Here is an 18,566-nt window from a genome sequence, read left to right on the forward strand (position 1 = left end):
ATGTCATCTAATTACACATTAACTCAAAAAGCCATCGCAGAATTTCTTGGAACCTTTTCCATTTTATTCTTCGGTGTTGGTTCCGTAATAATTGAATTTCTGACAGTCCCCGATTCGGTTGAATATGGCACATATGTCCTAAATGGATTGGGGCATGGTGCACTCGGATGGACTGGAATTGCAATCGCCCATCTATTCGCAGTGGGAATCCCAATCTACCTCTTCGGACGTGTATCTGGGGCCCATATCAACCCTGCCGTAACAATCGCACTTTGGGTCACAAAAAGAATAGACGCAAAAACAAGCGCTGTTTATATTGTATCCCAGATTCTTGGAGCAACCATTGCAGGAATACTTTTCGTGCTAGTTCGCGGAACTGTGGCTGCCACTATCGGTGGTATGGGCGCAACTGCACCTTTCCCTGGTGTAACCGTGGGGCAGGCATTTTTGGTCGAATTCATCATCACCTTCTTTTTAATGTTCGGTGTTATGGCATTCGCTGTCGATTCACGCGCGCCAGAAAATTTCGCTGGATTCGGAATAGCTTCCATCATCGCCATGGGTGTGTTTGCTACAGGAAACATTTCCGGTGCATCATTCAACCCAGCTAGATCTCTCGGACCATATATTGTAAATACTATTTATGGGGGGCCCGATCTTTGGGGTGTAGCTTGGATTTATATTCTTGCACCAACTCTCGGGGCAATTGCAGCAGTATACTTCTACGATCAAATATTCTTAAACTCTGAGTAGTCTTTCTATATTTTTTTCTCTTTAATCGCTTGCCACACAACTTCGTCTGTGATGGGCATGTCTATTGATTTTACACCCCATGGCTGTAGAGCATCAATCACTGCATTTACTATGGCAGGAGGGGCAGCAATGGCCCCCGATTCCCCCGCCCCTTTTGATCCCAATGGATTATGAGGACAAGGAGTAACTGTTGATCCTAGTTCTATATCTGGTATGTGAAATGTCCTTGGAAGTGCATAATCTTGTAATGTCCCTGTAAGTAAGTTCCCTGCACTGTCGTAAACAGTTTTTTCATACAAAGCTTGTCCAATCCCTTGCACAATGCCCCCATGCAGCTGCCCTTCTACAAGCAATGGGTTAATTTGCACACCACAATCATCAACTGCAATATACCGTTCCAATTTAACTTCTCCCGATTCCGCATCAACCTCAACTACTGCAATATGTGTCCCAAACGAGTAAGCGTTGCTTACTGGATCATACAAAGCTTCGGCTTCCAATCCCCTCTCTATCTCTTCTGGGAGGCCCTCTTCTCTATGTGCCATCATAGCTATTTTCTCCATTTCTATTGATTTATCCTTTGAACCTACTACAAAAAAATCACCATCTTCAAATCCTATATCTTCTATAGGGGCCTCAAAATACCACGACGCAATTTGTTTACTTTTATCAATTATCATCTCTGCACATTTGACAAGAGCACTTGCGCCAACGGCAATACTCCTACTACCAAAAGTCCCCACCCCGTGCCCCAATGCATCTGAATCTCCTTCGTATACTTCTATTACCTCCATGGGAACTCCCAACTTATCAGATAAAATTTGACGAAATGCTGTTTTGTGACCTTGACCATGATCTGCGGTCCCACAATACACCTTTACAATCCCATCTGTTCCAAATACAATCTTCCCACTCTCCGGAACTGATGGACCTGTGCCTGTATTTTCCACAAAAGTAGAAAATCCGATTCCAATATACCTATTCTCCTCCCTTAATTCTTTTTGTAAAATTCTGGTTTTATCATAATCAAGCATTTCTAGAGCCTCGTCGAGTGCCAGTTCATAATTTCCACTATCATATGTCATCCCGACTGCAGTTTCATAGGGAAATGCCTCTGAGGGAACTAAATTCATACGTCGGAATTCCACAGGATCCATTCCCATCTCTCTCGCAGCATGATCCACAACCCTCTCAACAGCGTATATCGCTTCTGGTCTCCCCGCACCTCTGTACGGGCCAATTGGAGCCGTATTGGTGAAAACCCCTTTGACATTCCCATATATTGCTGGAATCTGATATGCCCCCGATGATAAATGTCTAAAATTAGCCGCGGGCGTTTTTCCCCATACAAGATATGCCCCTATGTCAAAAACAACTTCAAATTCCACCCCCTTTATCTTTCCACTTTTTTCAACTGCTATTTTCCCCTTGACAAAAAACCCTCTCCCATGGTGGTCCGAATGATGCACTTCCGACCTTCTTCCTGTCCATTTAACTGGACGTTTCAATTGCATGGAACACCACACTACCAATGGATCTTCCACATACGGTGAACCCCCTTTACTACCAAAACCTCCTCCTACATCTGGTGCAATCACCCGAATACGATCTTCTGACAAACCTAGGGCAACAGATATATTCTTTCTAATACCATGCGGCGTTTGAGTCGAAGTTCTCACCGTAACTCTACCAGTGTCCTCACTATATTCTGCAATTACACTTCGAGGTTCCATAGCATCTGGATGGAGTTTTTGATTTACCATCTCTAATTCAAATATGTGATCTGCATCATCAAATGCCGCCCGCGTACTTTTTTTATCTCCATATTTCCAATCCAGCGCTATGTTGTTCTTCCCCTTCCCTATGTGGACTATGGGTGCATCTTCTGCAATTGAAGACCAAATATCACCACTACTCTCTAATCTCGCATATTTGACTCCAACCATAGAAAGCGCTTCGTGTGCTACATATCGATCATCTGCAATAACAATCGCAATAGGTTCTCCTGTGTATCTCACAAATCCTCGAGCCAAGATTGGAAATTTACTGTCCCTTTGTCCCTCAAATGATCCCTTTATGTGAAACACCCCTGGAATCTGAGCAATTTCTAAATCCTCACTGGTGTATACTGCTATGACACCCTCTATTTTTTTTGCCGCTTCTACCTCGATCGAAACTATTTTTGCATGTGGATGTTGACTTCTAAGAATTGCAGCGTAAGTCAATCCATCCGGCTGAAAATCATCTGTATATTTCCCTTCCCCCTTTATGAGTGGAACATCTTCAAATCTTGGTATTTCTGTCCCCGAAACTTTCACTTTGGTCATTGCCTATAGTTTGTGTCACTCTCAGGTTAAGCGTTACTGGACTAGCTCCCTCTCTTTGACAAATAATATTTCATATGGCCTCCGTACTCATAGGGTTCGTCATAGCATGGGACTGAGCTCCGAATCTATACCCATCATCGGCCACTTTACGCTATGCATTCTTACTTTGAAAATCCATTGCATTCCTCCTCTACCCTCCGAGAAACCTAAGTTCGAGCCAATCTTACGTTCTTTCATGCCCATTTCTTCAACGTCCGAAGGAGTCCCACTAGACGATCTAATCGGAACCTGCAGAGCAATTATTGGCGATAATCTTCGCTCTATAACTTATTTTACAGAATCTAGCCATACTCAGATCTATTTACGCTCCGATCTAGACCAAGACGCCGACCTGGCGGGTTTCACCGATCTAGAATCTCGCGGATTAGCTGGTGCACCAATCGCTTATCGCGGATCTGAGCTAGGAAATTACCTATATACTATACGGGCATTCGAGTTCGGATATCTATTACGTGTATTGAAGAATAATCAAGGCGTCTTTATAACAACGGACAATATCACATTACAAGACTTTTCAGAAGCATACTTGGCCATCAAACAAATTTTGACCTAATATTCTCCCCTCGATACCATAGAAAAATTCATGTTCCACCTCCGCGTCTCGTAATCAATGACTATTGAAACAACTGTCGAACTCGAAGGTCATATCATCGATTCTGGCATCATGCAACGTGCATTTGGAATCATCATGGATATGGGCGGGACTTTTCACGTTGAACAATTCGATGTCGGAACGCATAAAAATGAGACTACTTATTGCCGCATGACCGTCTCTGCAGAGTCTGAAGGACTTTTATTGCCAATTTTACATGAACTCCATCAAAATGGAGCTACCATAGCCGAGCCCATTGACGCCACCCTAGAGCCTTCTCCCTCTTCAAAAGTTGTCCCTCGTGGGTTTTATAGCACGACCCACCACCCCACTGATATACTCTACGAAGGTGAATGGATCTCTGTAGAAAACATAGAAATGGACACTGCAATCGTTGTGGATCCTACTACAAAAACAGCCTCAACTAAAGTACTCACCTCTGTTGATGAAAACGATTTGATAGTTACCGGAGAGGCCGGAATTCGAGTAAAACCCCCTTCTCGACCTCGAGACTCTTCCAGCGGCCCATTTGGATTTATGCAAGGTGGAGTCTCCTCCGAACGCCCATCCGAATCATTGATCAAGAAAATAGCAGAAACTATCAAAGCCACGAAAAAACAAAATGGAAAAATACTCGTGGTCCCTGGACCTGCAGTAATACACTCCGGAGCGGGAGATGACTTGTCACGATTAGTACAAAAGGGCTATGTCGATATGATTTCTGCCGGGAATGGGTTTGCGGTCCATGATATCGAAAGAAATCTCTATGGCACTTCTCTTGGTATGAATATAACCACACTTGCACATCCGCGGAAAGGACACAAGCATCACATCTACACGATTTCTGAGATAGTCCGTGCTGGTTCTATCAAAGATGCAGTTGAACAAAAAATAATCACCGGAGGGGTCATGTACGAGTGCATAACTAATAATATTCCCTATGTTCTCGCCGGATCAATCCGAGACGATGGTCCACTTCCTGATACTATCACTGACACAATTAAAGCACAAAATGCAATCAGAGAGCAAACGCAAAAAGCCGATTTAGTACTCATGCTTTCCACTCTATTACATTCTGTGGCTGTTGGAAATTGCCTTCCTTCTACCACCCCGACCGTTTGTGTTGATATAAATCCTGCAACAGTCACTCAACTTCTAGATCGTGGTTCATCCCACGCTGTAGGTGTAGTCACCGATGTTGGAATGTTCATCCCCCGGCTTGCGCAGGCACTCCTAGGTGAGTAATTCCCCTTTTATTCTATTTTCTCATTTGGATCCATTTATCCTCTCACGAGCTGCAGCAACAACCAACGGAAACGTAATTGTAGCATCTGCATAAACTGTAATGTTTTTTGCATTTTTCTCAAGTTTCCCCCACGATCTAGCTTCATCCAACGAAGCCCCCGAAAGACCTCCCAAATGTTCAGAATCCCCTGTTAGTTGCACGGCATAATCATATGCCCGCGGCGTTAGTAACATCGCCTGTAAAATATAGTTTTTTGGCAATCCTCCTCCTACTATCATCGCTCCCCTTCTCTTGGCATCATGTGCTATATCATTGATTTCAGTCATATCTGCAATTGCATCTAATGAAAACGATGAAATTTGGGAATACATCCACGCCTGCAATCCTAGCATCGAATCTTGTATCCCTGGACAGTATATTGGAATTCCACACTCATAAGCCATCGCCGCTATGCCTCCGTTATCATTCCTGGCTTCCTCTGAATTAGCACGTCCCAATTCTGCCGTAAATTCTCTAATTGAAACTTGCCTGTCTAGGTTAGGAAATACATTGGATCTAAGGTGATTTTCCAATATGGAAAATCCTTCTTGTGGCAAATATACATCATATATTCTATCTACTCCTTCATCCCTCAATTTTTCATCATGTTCTCTAACCTTGTCTTCATTCCCCCATCGCCTCTGGATTGTCGACCCGTGATGATGACTGTGGCCCATTGCTTCTATTGCATCGTGGGTCAGTGTAGCCCCGGTTGTAACTAACACGTCCACATGCCCATCTTGTATTAATCCTGTCACTATTTTCCTCATACCTGCTGGTACCATCGCCCCCGCTATACTCAAAAAATTTGTAACATCCTTTCCTCCTATCATTTCCGTATATATATTTACAGCTTCAGATAGGGCGCTTGCAGCAAAACCTGCATTTGAATATTCTTCCATCAATTCGGAAACGGTCATTTTGTTTTTCACATCAATGTGGTTTATTGGATCATGTCGAAATTCTTTCCTCATGGTATTATAACCCTGTAGGATAGGAGATGCACGTAGTTTTTATTCCCCACTCTGAAACAATCTTCTCGAGTGAAAAAACACCGAATGTTTCTGTTGCATAATGTCCCGCCAACACCACATTCATGCCCAATTCTTTTGCTTCATGGTATATTCGGGCCTTTCCCTCTCCTGTAATGAATACATCCAGTTCTTTTTCAACAGCCTCTCCTAACCAATCCCCACCTGCCCCTGTAACAATTCCAATTTTCGTGATCTCTTCTACTCCAAAATTCAATAATTTTACACCCCCATCTCCTGTATCCAATTCCCCTGCCAAAAATGATCTCAATCTCTCTGGAGTACATGGATTCTTCACCTTTCCCATAATTCCAATGAATTCAGTACCCAATCTTCCAAATGGCTCTCTTTCTTCTAATTCTAATATTTTAGCCAAACCTGCAGCATTTCCAAGTTCTTGATGTGCATCTAATGGCAAATGGGAAACATACAACGATATTCCCGATCCAATAAGAGCTTGTATTCGATTGTAATTTATCCCTGTAATTCTATCGATGTCTCCCCATGTAATGCCATGATGCACTACCATCATATCTGCCCCGATACTTGCAGCATCTTCTATAGTCTCCATAGATGCATCTTCTGCAAAAACAACATGACTCACTGTTCCCTCCCCCGTCCCAATCTGAAGGCCATTTGCACTAGAATCAATTTCTTCAAATCTTCCCGTACCTAGAAGTTCATCAAGACGATCTACGAGCTCTTTTGTTTTCATTTTATGATTCTAAAGTCCCTTCCTATCGTAATAATGATTCCCCTGTCATCTCCGGTGGCTTTTCTATCCCTAGTAGATCTAATATTGTCGGAGATATGTCCGATAAACCTCCTCCCTTTCTAATCTTTTTTTGTGCTAGGTTTCCTTCTAATCCTATACAAATGATCGGCGCAGGATTAAACGTATGACTCGTACGGGGATCTTTCTTGGTTCCCATTTCTTCCGCATTTCCATGATCTGCAATTACTATGATTTTTGCCTTCTTTCCCCTAAGAAATTCTATTAATTTACCCAATTCTTGGTCAACTATTTCTACAGATTTCACAGTCGCATCAAATACACCTGTGTGGCCCACCATATCCGGATTTGCATAGTTAAGAATCAAGACATTGGGATTTTTTTCTTCAATAATTTTTATCGCAGCTTCTGTTACTTTCCCTGCGTTCATTTCTGGCTGTTGATCATAAGTGGGGACCTTTGGACTCGGAATCATTTTTCTAATTTCACCTTCCCACACTTTCTCTCTCCCTCCATTCAAAAAATAAGTAACATGAGCATATTTTTCAGTTTCTGCAATTCTCAATTGGGTAAGACCACCTTTTGATAATATTTCCCCTATGGTATTCTTGGGCCCCTCGGTGGGGAACACAACTGGGAATTTATAACTTTCATCATAATTTGACATGGTCAGAATTCTTTCCGAAGAATTCTTTTCTGAAAAATATTTACCTATGGTTTCTTCACACATTAGAGACATTTGCCGCATGCGATCTGCACGGAAGTTTGCCATCAGAATAATATCTCCTCTATTGAAAAAATCACCACCATTTATCACTGTAGGTTTGATAAATTCATCAGTTTCTCCACGTGTATATGCATCTTCAATAGCAACCAATCCTGATTTAACCATGTAATTCGATTCCCCTCTCATAATCGCATCGTGAGCTTGTAGGGTCCTTTCTATATTCCCATCCCTGTCCATTGCATAGTATCTCCCCGTAACTGTGGCAATTCTTCCAGTTCCTTTTTTTCCAACTACTTTTTCGAGTCTAGATATGTATCCCTTTGAACTCTTCGGCGGTGTATCTCTTCCATCTGTAATCACATGAGTTACCACCTCTACTCCGCTATCCGATGCCATCTCTATCATTGCATGAATGTGTGTGTCATCCGAGTGAACCCCTGCGTCACTTAATAACCCTATTATGTGGGCCCGATTTTCTGTGGATTTTATTTTTTCAAATCCTGATTTTAACACATCATTTTGAAAAAAAGACCCATCTTTAATCGCTCTATTAATCTGTGTATGTTCTTGTTCTATAATTCTCCCTGCACCTATTGTCAAGTGACCAACTTTCGAATTTCCCACCCCTCCTTCTGGAAGGCCAACGGATTCTCCACCCGTTTCTAGCGTTCCATACTTCTCATCCGAACAGAGACGATCAAATATAGGGGTGTTTGCGGCTCTAATTGCATTTCCTTCTTGGGTCTCTGAAATTCCCCACCCATCTAGGATAATTAAAGCAACGTCCATATACATAACAAATCCTGGATGCACAACTATTCATCGCTATAAATTGCTATCATGTTTTAATCATCGAAGTATTATCTATCTACACGTGACACTTCCTCCAGACCTCCCGTCCCGATTAAAAACTTTCCTTAATTCTCTACCTTCTATGGAGTATTATTCTGACAGCACTGACGAATCCGCTTCTTCTATCTGGAACCGTCTAAATCCCCTTCAAGACCAAAATGGAACAACCATAATCGAACCCATTGATTCTGATCTTTACATAAAAGAGTTTTCCATTAGGAACGCACCATCCACTGAATCACCCTTCCCCACGCAAAATGCGGTAGACTCTGGAACGCTTTATGTGCCTTTCACAAATGGAATGTCATTGGCGTATTCTCGTGCAGTCATGGCTGTGAACCCCACTGATAAAAATCTTCATGATTCAGACACAATAACAATGTGCTACAACGCTCCCCACCCCTTGGCACCCGATCAATCTGAAACTCTTGAAAGTTTTTCCATGACTACGATTCCCAACCTTCCAGACGAAACCGCGCTACATGATACCGCTTTGTATTTATCTGAAGGGGGCCATGCACTCAAGTGGGCCGATTCCGTAAAAGATATACTAATTTTAGACGGTCCAATTTTTCCGGTAGGTCTATTGGCTTGGTACAGTGGAAAACCCAATTTAAAAAAATTACTATTGGAAAATGGTCCTTCCAGACGTGCATTAAAAACATATATAGACCTCATTAATTCCTTCGTCAAACCCACCGCTGCCAATGGCCAACAAACTCCCCCTTTAATCGGATTTGTAAAAAATCCTCGTGGATCTGCGATAAAGTCTGCATTTGACTCCCTACAAAACGAAACGAATTCATTTGTCTGGGGACATGATTCTTCATTCTTCAAACAAATATTGAGTGCCCATTCCACCTCCAAAACACAAAGAGGGGTGACGACGCACGATTCCACTTTAGTCTATACAAATTGGTTCATTTCGAAAGGTAGGATTGCATCAAAATTTGAGGAGTTTCTTCTCGATCCATTTATTGGAATCCTGGATCATAAAAACCCTCTTTACGATTTAACATTTTTTATGATCTACGATCCCCGATCAGGTGTTGTTTTTCGTGTAGAATCTCCTTATGCATTTTCTCAGAACCCCCTCATCCGTCAAAAAATTGAAAATTTCATATTGAAAGAAATGGCAATTTACAATGGCCCTCCTCGCGTAATCAACAAAGCCGACCATCTAGCTCGGATGTCGAATTCCCAAAAAGTAACCCTTGGAAAAATACTAGCCGCTCATTACAACACCCGCATAGATGTAAATTACAATTTCATTCGTTGGAGTAGCAGTAGTATGGATCAACTCAGAGATTTGTAAGTATTATATCTCTGAGGGTCATATGCTATCATCATATGGACTTGGAATCTCAACTTGATGACACAATAGTAGGCCTTTTGACTTCCACCGATAGTGGACTTTCTATAGGTCAAGATCCAAAAGACGCCTCGCTTTATGGTCTCATAGCTTTAGCAGAAAGGGAATCCTTTCGTTTAGGAGAATATTTCCGAATTCCATTTTTCGATTCCGAAGGAAACTTGGATGAAAACCTTCTTTGTGAAGCCATCGAGCTCTCCTACCATAATGAGTTCCCTCACGAGTTTGGTACTTATGATACCTCAAACCTTCTGGCAGAGGAGTTGATCAACCAAAGTAATAAAATCATTCAAGATATTGATTATAATTTCATAGCAAAACTCCTCCCACTTTCTATCATTCATAAAAACAATAGGAAATCTCCAAATAGACTTCCAAGACCTGCATCTAGGATTTACAGAGCCGATGAAAAGACAATAACAATTGGCCTCAAACTTTCTCAAAAATTAGAAGACATTTTCGTTGGACATATATCAAATTCACCTCCTGGACGTAAAATTCCGTATCGATTTAAAGATAGAGTGGCTGATGTACCTCTCATTTTTACCCATGTACTTGTAGCAGGGGGAACCGGATCTGGAAAAACACAAGCAACCAAAAATATCCTCCGCCAGTGTCTAGGGGACTCTAAGAATGGACGGACTTACAAAATCAATGAATCCTTCAAAAAATTAGCCATTGTTCAATTCGATCCCCAAGATGAATATGCTCAAATGTATCATGATGGAGGCGATCTAACCGAAGACGATAAAACGTACTATGAAGACAATCAAATTCTATTTAACAAACACGACAAAACTATAGTGTTTGCACCTTCCATTAAAGGCACAAAATATGAATCCAAATATCATGAGGCGGAAACAATCACTTTCAGCATTCCCTTTTCCCTTGTAGAAACAAACCCTTGGCTCATTTCTCGTAGTGGTCTCACTGACCCGCAAAAAGCAGGGTTAGATAACCATCTATTACCTGATTTCTTCAACCAAACAAAAGAAGACGAGTGCACTTATTCCAATTTCTTAGAATTTCTTGATCAAAACAAAACTAATTATACTGATCCTAAGGACATACCCCTCGCAACTTTCGACGCAATCAAACGAAAAGTAGTAGGTTTTTCTAATGTATTTTTTGACTCAAATTCTCCCCCTATCACTGACCTAATTGAGAAGTTCATCGTGCCCGGGCAATTATCTATAGTGCCTACATCCCACATTAATAATCACCGAGACGCGGCCTTCGTGGTGTTGGCACTTTCTAGTTTGTTAGTGGATAATAAAATGACCGAGTCCCCTGACTATGAGCACATCAAAAATATACCTCTACTGATTTCTATGGACGAAGCACACAATTTCCTCTCCCGAGGAAACACCGAGACACAACAAGAAGACCTTCTCATTGATAAATTTATCAATGTGGCAAAACAGGGAAGGAAAGAACTACTTGGGCTTTTTCTGGTCACACAAGATCCTCATGATATAGACGCTGATATCCTTAGTCAAATTAAAACCAAAGTCATCTTAAACCTCAGCGAAGAGTCAGCCATCCGATGCTTAAATCTACCTGCTAGGTTAAAGTGGAAAGTTCCCAATCTCACTCGTGGAAATATGGTTATTCATTCCCCTGACTATTGCGACCCCACTGAAGTAACCGGACTATCTCGCTGTCTAGTCCGCCATGGACGGTGAATATAACCCGTATTACAAAAAGCCTAACCGATTTATATCTCTTATTACCATTTGTTAATATGGTTGTACGATCTAATCTATCTATACCCAACCCAGTTATTCTTACACAAATATAAAAATCCCCATGTCCCAAACCCAACCAAAAGATATCACTGTGATACTTCCTGATGGTGCAAAATTATCAATCCCCCTGGGTTCAACCATTTCGAATGTTGCATATGAAATAGGCCCTGGCCTGGGAAAATCCGCTGTTGCAGGAATCATCAACGACGAGCTAGTAGATCTTTATACTCCTGTATCTGACAACGATCAGATCTCTATCGTAACTGAAAAATCAGACCAATATCTCACTGTTCTTCGCCATTCTGCTGCCCATATATTTGCACAAGCACTCTCCCGATTATATCCTGATGTAAATTTGGCAATAGGACCTCCTATTGACACCGGATTTTACTATGATTTTGATGGAATCTCGATTACCAAAGAAAATCTCCCCGAAATAGAATCTGAGATGAAAAAAATCATTAAATCTGATTATGAGATCCTCCGGACTGATGCTCCCCGGGAGGAGGCAGAAAAGTTCTATTCCACTAATTCCTTTAAATTAGATATTCTCCAAAACGAAGCCGCTGAATCAGAAAATGTATCATTTTACACCCAAGACACCTGGAAAGATCTTTGTAAAGGTCCCCATGTATCCTCTACAGGCAAGGTGAAAGCCATCCATTTGTTAGATATATCTGCCGCTTACTGGAGGGGGGACTCTGACAATCAAACTCTCACCCGCGTCTACGGGACTGCTTTCAAATCCCAATCTGATCTTGAAGAATTCCTCACCCTTCGCGAACTCGCAAAAGAACGAGACCATCGAAAACTTGGACAAGAACTCGATCTATTTTCCATACCCGAAATAACTGGACCCGGACTTCCTCTTTTCCACCCCAATGGGGCCTATGTTCTCAGGGAGTTATCTTCATATGTCGATTCTCTAAATATCAACTCTGGTTATGAACCAACCGAAACGCCCCACTTATTTAAAACAGAACTGTGGAAACAATCAGGCCATTATGATAACTACCAAGATGATATGTTTATCTTCGAAGTTGGTGATGAAGAATTTGGTCTCAAACCTATGAATTGTCCTGGTCATGCAACCATCTTTAATCAACAAAAAAGAAGTTACCGCGATTTACCGGTTCGATATTTTGAAAATGGAAAAGTATACCGAAAAGAACAACGTGGTGAATTATCCGGGCTATCTAGATTATGGGCATTTACCATCGACGATGGGCATCTCTTCATTCGCCCCGACCAAATCGAAACCGAAGTCAATGGGGTTTTAAATCTAATTCTCGAAGTGCTCAAAACATTCAACCTTGACTTTAAAATTTTCCTCGCAACAAGGCCCGAAAAATATGAAGGGAGTTTGGAAATATGGGAAAAAGCAGAAACCCAACTCAAATCTGTACTTGACAATTCTGGTCTTGCTTACACGGTAAATGATGGGGATGGTGCATTTTATGGGCCAAAGATAGATTTCGCATTCCAAGACGCACTTGGAAGATCTTGGGACGGCCCCACTGTCCAACTAGATTTCACTATGCCAGAACGTTTTGATTTGAGCTACGTTGGCACCGATAATACTCAACACCGTCCTGTGATGATCCATCGAGCGTTATATGGTAGCTATGAGCGATTTTTTATGATTCTAATTGAACATTTCAATGGGAAATTCCCTCTGTGGTTGGCACCCCAACAAATTCGCATTTTACCCATCACCGATGATAATTTAGACTACGCACAAAAAATAGCCGCTGAATTATCTTCTTTTAGAGTCTCGATCGATGATAGAGCGTGGACAATCGGGAAGAAAATTAGAGCTGCCCACAACGATAGAATTCCCTATATGGTAATCCTTGGAGAAGCTGAACAAAAACAAAATTCAATTTCTATCCGCGACCGAAATCAGTCCGAAAAATCCGGAGTAAAATTATCTGATTTCACAACTCACCTTGTTAATGAGTACCAGGAAAAGCGGATCGAACCCGATTTCCTCCAATAATCCATTTTTATTCTATTCGAAATCGTTTTCAAGTATGGCGGCGCACAATTATTATGCCGAAAACCGATTCTTCGTCAAATTCTAAGTTTATTTTTGTTACCGGAGGGGTTATGTCAGGATTGGGAAAAGGTGTCACAGCCGCTAGTGTAGGGCGTTTACTTTCAAATGCTGGTTTCACTATCACTGCCGTTAAAATAGACCCCTATCTTAATGTTGATGCTGGGACGATGAACCCCTATCAGCATGGGGAGGTGTATGTACTCAAAGATGGGGCAGAAGTCGATCTAGATTTAGGTAACTACGAACGTTTTCTTGGAATCGACATGACCAGCGACCACAATATCACCACTGGTAAAATCTATCAGCATGTAATCGAACGTGAAAGAACTGGAGATTATTTGGGGAAAACAGTTCAGATCATTCCTCACATAACTGATGACATAAAACGAAGAATTAGATATGTAGCAAAAGGACACGATATTTGCATAGTGGAGGTTGGTGGAACTGTTGGGGATATAGAAAGTATGCCTTTCCTAGAGGCACTTCGACAACTTTCCCACGAAGAACCCGACAATTGTGTTTTGTTCATCCATGTCACTCTGATTCCTCATTCTAAAAATGAAGAACCAAAAACAAAACCAACTCAACACTCCGTAAAAGAACTCCGATCAATTGGTATTCAGCCCAACTTAATCGTGGGGCGATCTACCAGGCCTCTAGATGACGATGTACGTGAAAAAATAGCTCTCTTTTGCGACGTTCCCACTGAAGCTGTGTTTTCTAATCCAGATCTCGACAATATATACCACCTCCCCATGTCTCTTGAAGAAGAATCCCTTGATGAATATGTCATGGAACAATTGAATTTACTCGATAGAGCCGTTCCATTTCCTAATAGGGATACTACTTGGCGCGAGTCCGTAACTGCCCCCAAACATAATAAAGTCAACATAGCATTGGTAGGGAAATACGGATTTGAAGATGCTTATATTTCTGTATATGAAGCCCTCAAACATGCAGGCCTCCCCGATGGCATTGAAGTCAATACTTTCTGGGTCCATTCTGAAACACTCGACGATGGTGACTTCTCTCCTCTCTCTGAAATAAAACCAGATGGTATTGTTATTCCGGGCGGATTTGGTTCTCGAGGGACCCCTGGGAAAATAAATGCAGTTCGTTATGCTAGGGAAACAGGCATCCCATATCTTGGTCTCTGTCTAGGGTTTCAATTAGCCGTTGTAGAATATGCTCAAAATATTTTGAATCTAAAAGATGCTCATTCTTCCGAGATCTATCCCGAAACCCCGCACCCTGTAATCGACCTATTACCTAGTCAACATGATATCAATGAACTGGGTGGAACAATGAGACTTGGGGAACTCGAAACACAAATTGATAAAAATACTCTTGCTCATTCTTTGTACGGTGAAAACCAGTGTCTTGAGCGCCATCGCCATCGCTATGAAGTCAATCCAGATTATATAGATTCACTTGAAAAGGCTGGATTAAAATTTACGGGAAAATCTGGCCCCCGAATGGAAATATTGGAAATCCCAGAGCATCCCTATTTCTTCGGAACTCAATTTCATCCCGAGTTCACTTCGCGCCCGACTCATCCAAGTCCTCCTTTCTTAGGTCTAGTCAAAGCTGCACTTTCCCATTCTTCCTCCAACAATAAAAATCCTAAAATTTCGGAGTGAAAAAAATGAAAATTATCTTTTTTGGAAGTGGTGGGGATTTATCATTTTCCTTATCTAACCAAGGCTTTGAAATTGAGGAAATGCCTACATCCGGAGACGTTTATGCCCCTCCTGCAGATCTAATTTTGGATGCGGATCTGTTAGTTATAACTGATACCAGTGATCCTACTGGCATCTTGCTGTGCAGGGAACTCAATCCAGATATCAAAACGATCGTATATTCCAAAGACGAATTATCTGACTTTTTGAGGCCGCAAATTGACTTTGCATTGGATCCTCAGCTATTTCCCCCCGATCTAGTAGCCGAAGAAATCTCGAATTTATTTTCTTGATTTTCCCTATTTTTTCCCGCGACATGCTTGTTCAACCGTATGGCCACAAACAGGTAAAATAATTTTTCCCACTCCCAATTTAACAGCATTCGAACTACCTGGTAAACAAAATATTGGGGTATATTTTGCTATTCCTGCCATCGACCTACTAGCGATCGAAAGGGGCCCTATCTCTTCATAGGATAATTGTCGAAATAGCTCTCCAAATCCTGGGAGTTCCTTTTCTATCATTGGTGAAATTGCTTCGACTGTAACGTCATCTGGAGTTGCCCCCGTTCCTCCTGTGGTGATAATTAGATCTATGTCCTCCCTATCTACTAAATTTTTTATATAACTGCTAATCTCTTCATAGTCATCTTTAACAACTTTTTGAACGGCATTTTCATGCCCCGCCGATTCGATCATTTCTGCTATTATTTTCCCACTCTTATCTGTGCTATCTGACCGTGTTGTCGATACCGTAACGATTGCTATCTTTAACCTATTAAATTCGCCAATATGCCCGCAACTTGGGCCCCCCTCTATTTCCCCAATATCTCCATTCCCATCCATTTTCATTCCCCTATCTTGTGAAAATCTCTATACATTGCAATTTCTAACCATGGGCATAAATCCAATTGACGATAGTGCACAGGATTGAGTTGCATATCTTCATAATCTACCCATAGTATTCCTGCTATCTCTTCTGGATCAGGATTTACTTTTGTATCTACTAACGTGGCCTCCAATACTGTGCAAACCTCCCATTCCAAACCCGCATTCATGTAATAACTTTTATACTCAAATTTATCTGTCACTGTTAAATTTTCATATTGGTTCGGCTTGATGCCTAACTCAACCTCTAGACGGTTTTGTGTTGCTTCTACTTGACTTTCATCTGGCTTAGGGTGTGATGCAACAGTCCCGTCCCAGTATCCTCCCCATAATCTCTTTGATGGACTTCTCTGAGCCAGCATCAATCTCCGCTGCTCATCGAATAGAAGGCATGTAAAAGCACGATGGCGTATACCATCACCCGTATGGGCTTCCAATCGATCTACAACCCGTTGTTCCATATCATTCGAATCAACCGCTACAACATTTTGTTTAGCTCCTTGAACTTCATTCTCTTCTCGACTCATATATGCATTAAAGACGACATACTTGATACATTCTTCGAAATCTAAAAGAGTTTATCTTTCCCCTCAACTCTAACTATAAAACCTTATGAAGTCTCCTCTCTTTTCATTACTATAATGGCTGATGCTTTTCTAGCTTTAGAGACTGGGGCTGTAGTAAAAGCACGCTCTAGGTCTCCTGGATTGGCACGGGGAGAGCTGGTTTTCACGACTTCTTATGCAGGATATGAAGAAAGTTTAACTGATCCCTCATATGAAGAACAAATTCTCACTTTTGCCTATCCTCTGATTGGCAATTACGGGGTAAATCTCAATAGACTTGAATCTAGTCGGATTCACCCCCGTGCAATAATAGCACGACAGCTCACGGATTCTATTTCTAAGTGGTTATCTACAGAATCTATCCCTGCGATCGATACACTCGACACCCGAGAACTTGTTATGGCTATCCGCGATCACGGTGCAATGCGGTGTGGAATTTCTTCCGGAAAAGACGCAACACCTGAATCGGCAATTGAAGAATTAGAAAATTGTCCTTCTATGGATGATCATTCTGATATAGGCTCTTTAGTCAGCGTAAAAAAACCAGTTACCCACCCTGGCACTGGTCCACATATCTGTCTAATTGATTGCGGTGTTAAGAAATCAATTATTGATTCATTTATAAAACGCAATGTACGTCTCACGATTCTACCCTATGATACCACCATAGCCATCGTTCGCGAGGCCGACCCAGATCTTCTTTTTATCTCAAATGGCCCTGGAAACCCTGAACACTTTACAGATGCAATTTCACTCGTAAATGAGTTCTCTGGAGAACTCCCCATTGCCGGAATCTGTCTCGGACAACAGATAATTGCATTAGCTCTCGGGGGGACTACTGAAAAAATGAGATTTGGACATCGTGGTGTTAACCAACCCGTTTTAGATCTTCCAACTAATAAAGTAGTAATGACTACTCAAAATCATGGGTATACCGTTTCTGACCCTGGAGAACTCATCATTTCTCAACTTAATGTCAATGATGATACCATCGAAGGCCTTGTAAACTCCGATCTCTCCATCCTAACACGACAATATCACCCCGAAGCCCACCCTGGGCCTCATGATACCCTAAACTTTTTCGACGAGGTCCTTTCTCTAATCTAACCAAAACAATTTATCCAAGCTCCCTGTCCCTATTCATTCGTATCGGTGCCTTTATGGGACTTGATTTCCGATATTTGTTATATGCTTCGGCGGCATTTCATTCAATTTGCTACCGGCTCTATTGCTCTACTTTCCACCTCTTCGGTTGCAATGGCTGCAGAGGACTCTTCCTCCACTCCACAAACACATATAGTCGCCATGACCGACGATATGATCTATGACCCTGAAGTAATCACCATCGCACCAGGTGACACAGTACGATGGTTGAATATCGGTAAAATGGGACATTCTGTATCTGCATATGAAAATGAATTACCTGAAGGCACGTCCTATTGGGCATCAGGAGATTTTTCTTCCGAAAGTGAAGCAAGAAGTAAATATCCTATTGGAGACATTCCTGGTGGGGATTCTTATTCTTACACGTTCGAAATAGAGGGCGAATATGGCTATTTTTGCATCCCTCATGAAACCATCCAAATGGTTGGAAAAGTCGTAGTCCAAGAAGGCGGGGCATCCATTTCAGCTGGCGGTTCTCAAACAGGAGAAACTTCCGATCAGTTTGGTAGCAATCTCCCTGGAGGATCCGTAGGTGGGGCTTTCGCAGCAGTTGGGATTCTGCTAACCGGACTAACTGTCTTCATAGTCTTTGCAAGTGATCTCTATTCTTTTATCATGGGCGAACCCGAAACTGGACCAAAGAGTTCTAGAATCGCCGTTTTCTTTGCAGGACTCGCAGGACTGTTACTATTATTATTCATGATAGGGACATTGATCTCATCTTGAATTTT

The 18,566-nt window shown here is 41.8% G+C and carries 16 protein-coding genes; 10 read left to right on the plus strand and 6 right to left on the minus strand.

Going from position 1 to position 18,566, the window contains the following annotated elements; genetic code table 11:
• Entirely contained in the window at positions 1 to 753 is a 753-nt protein-coding gene (locus ACM9H2_RS04755; protein WP_415488753.1) for an MIP/aquaporin family protein, read from the plus strand.
• A 5-nt stretch (positions 754 to 758) separates the two neighbouring features.
• Here ACM9H2_RS04755 and ACM9H2_RS04760 read toward each other — a convergent pair whose 3' ends face one another.
• Positions 759 to 3,080, minus strand: a complete 2,322-nt coding sequence (locus ACM9H2_RS04760) for a xanthine dehydrogenase family protein molybdopterin-binding subunit (protein WP_415488755.1) — start codon at positions 3,078 to 3,080, stop codon at positions 759 to 761.
• A gap of 235 nt (positions 3,081 to 3,315) precedes the next feature.
• On the opposite strand from ACM9H2_RS04760, the gene ACM9H2_RS04765 reads away from it, so the two are divergent.
• Together ACM9H2_RS04765 and ACM9H2_RS04770 are read left to right on the plus strand one after the other, a co-directional pair.
• Positions 3,316 to 3,693: a hypothetical protein gene (locus ACM9H2_RS04765; protein ID WP_415488757.1), complete on the plus strand. Its 378-nt coding sequence runs from the start codon at positions 3,316 to 3,318 to the stop codon at positions 3,691 to 3,693.
• A gap of 57 nt (positions 3,694 to 3,750) precedes the next feature.
• Positions 3,751 to 4,977, plus strand: a complete 1,227-nt coding sequence (locus tag ACM9H2_RS04770) for a TIGR00300 family protein (RefSeq protein WP_415488759.1) — start codon at positions 3,751 to 3,753, stop codon at positions 4,975 to 4,977.
• A 21-nt stretch (positions 4,978 to 4,998) separates the two neighbouring features.
• Here ACM9H2_RS04770 and ACM9H2_RS04775 read toward each other — a convergent pair whose 3' ends face one another.
• From ACM9H2_RS04775 to gpmI, 3 genes are read right to left on the minus strand one after another with little or no spacing between them, the layout of a single operon-like run.
• On the minus strand, positions 4,999 to 5,991 hold the full coding sequence (locus tag ACM9H2_RS04775; protein ID WP_415488761.1) for a deoxyhypusine synthase: 993 nt from the start codon (positions 5,989 to 5,991) through the stop codon (positions 4,999 to 5,001).
• 4 nt (positions 5,992 to 5,995) lie between these two features.
• On the minus strand, positions 5,996 to 6,763 hold the full coding sequence (locus ACM9H2_RS04780) for a Nif3-like dinuclear metal center hexameric protein (protein WP_415488763.1): 768 nt from the start codon (positions 6,761 to 6,763) through the stop codon (positions 5,996 to 5,998).
• Between the two features lie 22 nt (positions 6,764 to 6,785).
• Positions 6,786 to 8,297 (minus strand): 2,3-bisphosphoglycerate-independent phosphoglycerate mutase, encoded by a 1,512-nt coding sequence (gpmI, locus tag ACM9H2_RS04785; RefSeq protein ID WP_415488765.1) that lies wholly within the window; start codon positions 8,295 to 8,297, stop codon positions 6,786 to 6,788.
• A gap of 145 nt (positions 8,298 to 8,442) precedes the next feature.
• On the opposite strand from gpmI, the gene ACM9H2_RS04790 reads away from it, so the two are divergent.
• The 5 genes from ACM9H2_RS04790 (at position 8,443) to ACM9H2_RS04810 (ending at position 15,511) form a co-directional block, all read left to right on the plus strand.
• Entirely contained in the window at positions 8,443 to 9,675 is a 1,233-nt protein-coding gene (locus ACM9H2_RS04790) for a DNA double-strand break repair nuclease NurA (protein WP_415488767.1), read from the plus strand.
• A gap of 35 nt (positions 9,676 to 9,710) precedes the next feature.
• A complete protein-coding gene (locus ACM9H2_RS04795) occupies positions 9,711 to 11,417 on the plus strand; it encodes an ATP-binding protein (RefSeq protein WP_415488769.1) in 1,707 nt (568 codons plus the stop codon).
• 124 nt (positions 11,418 to 11,541) lie between these two features.
• Complete coding sequence (gene thrS / locus ACM9H2_RS04800) at positions 11,542 to 13,479, plus strand: threonine--tRNA ligase (protein WP_415488771.1); 1,938 nt, start codon at positions 11,542 to 11,544, stop codon at positions 13,477 to 13,479.
• Positions 13,480 to 13,532: 53 nt separating this feature from the next.
• Positions 13,533 to 15,179, plus strand: a complete 1,647-nt coding sequence (locus ACM9H2_RS04805; RefSeq protein ID WP_415488773.1) for a CTP synthase — start codon at positions 13,533 to 13,535, stop codon at positions 15,177 to 15,179.
• A 5-nt stretch (positions 15,180 to 15,184) separates the two neighbouring features.
• Positions 15,185 to 15,511, plus strand: a complete 327-nt coding sequence (locus ACM9H2_RS04810; RefSeq protein WP_415488775.1) for a hypothetical protein — start codon at positions 15,185 to 15,187, stop codon at positions 15,509 to 15,511.
• Between the two features lie 6 nt (positions 15,512 to 15,517).
• On the opposite strand, the gene ACM9H2_RS04815 is transcribed toward ACM9H2_RS04810, so the two are convergent.
• Together ACM9H2_RS04815 and ACM9H2_RS04820 are read right to left on the minus strand one after the other, a co-directional pair.
• On the minus strand, positions 15,518 to 16,063 hold the full coding sequence (locus tag ACM9H2_RS04815; protein WP_415488777.1) for a MogA/MoaB family molybdenum cofactor biosynthesis protein: 546 nt from the start codon (positions 16,061 to 16,063) through the stop codon (positions 15,518 to 15,520).
• A gap of 2 nt (positions 16,064 to 16,065) precedes the next feature.
• The gene (locus ACM9H2_RS04820) at positions 16,066 to 16,632 is read right to left on the minus strand and encodes an isopentenyl-diphosphate Delta-isomerase (protein ID WP_415488779.1); all 567 of its coding nucleotides are present in this window, start codon (positions 16,630 to 16,632) and stop codon (positions 16,066 to 16,068) included.
• 114 nt (positions 16,633 to 16,746) lie between these two features.
• Between ACM9H2_RS04820 and carA the strand changes: the two genes are divergently transcribed.
• Positions 16,747 to 17,778, plus strand: coding sequence for a glutamine-hydrolyzing carbamoyl-phosphate synthase small subunit (gene carA, locus ACM9H2_RS04825; protein WP_415488781.1), 1,032 nt, complete (start codon positions 16,747 to 16,749; stop codon positions 17,776 to 17,778).
• A gap of 81 nt (positions 17,779 to 17,859) precedes the next feature.
• Entirely contained in the window at positions 17,860 to 18,561 is a 702-nt protein-coding gene (locus ACM9H2_RS04830) for a plastocyanin/azurin family copper-binding protein (protein WP_415488783.1), read from the plus strand.
• Positions 18,562 to 18,566: the final 5 nt, after the last annotated feature.

Source organism: Candidatus Hikarchaeum yamanae (assembly GCF_009889665.1).
Classification (GTDB): domain Archaea; phylum Halobacteriota; class Halobacteria; order Halobacteriales; family Hikarchaeaceae; genus Hikarchaeum; species Hikarchaeum yamanae.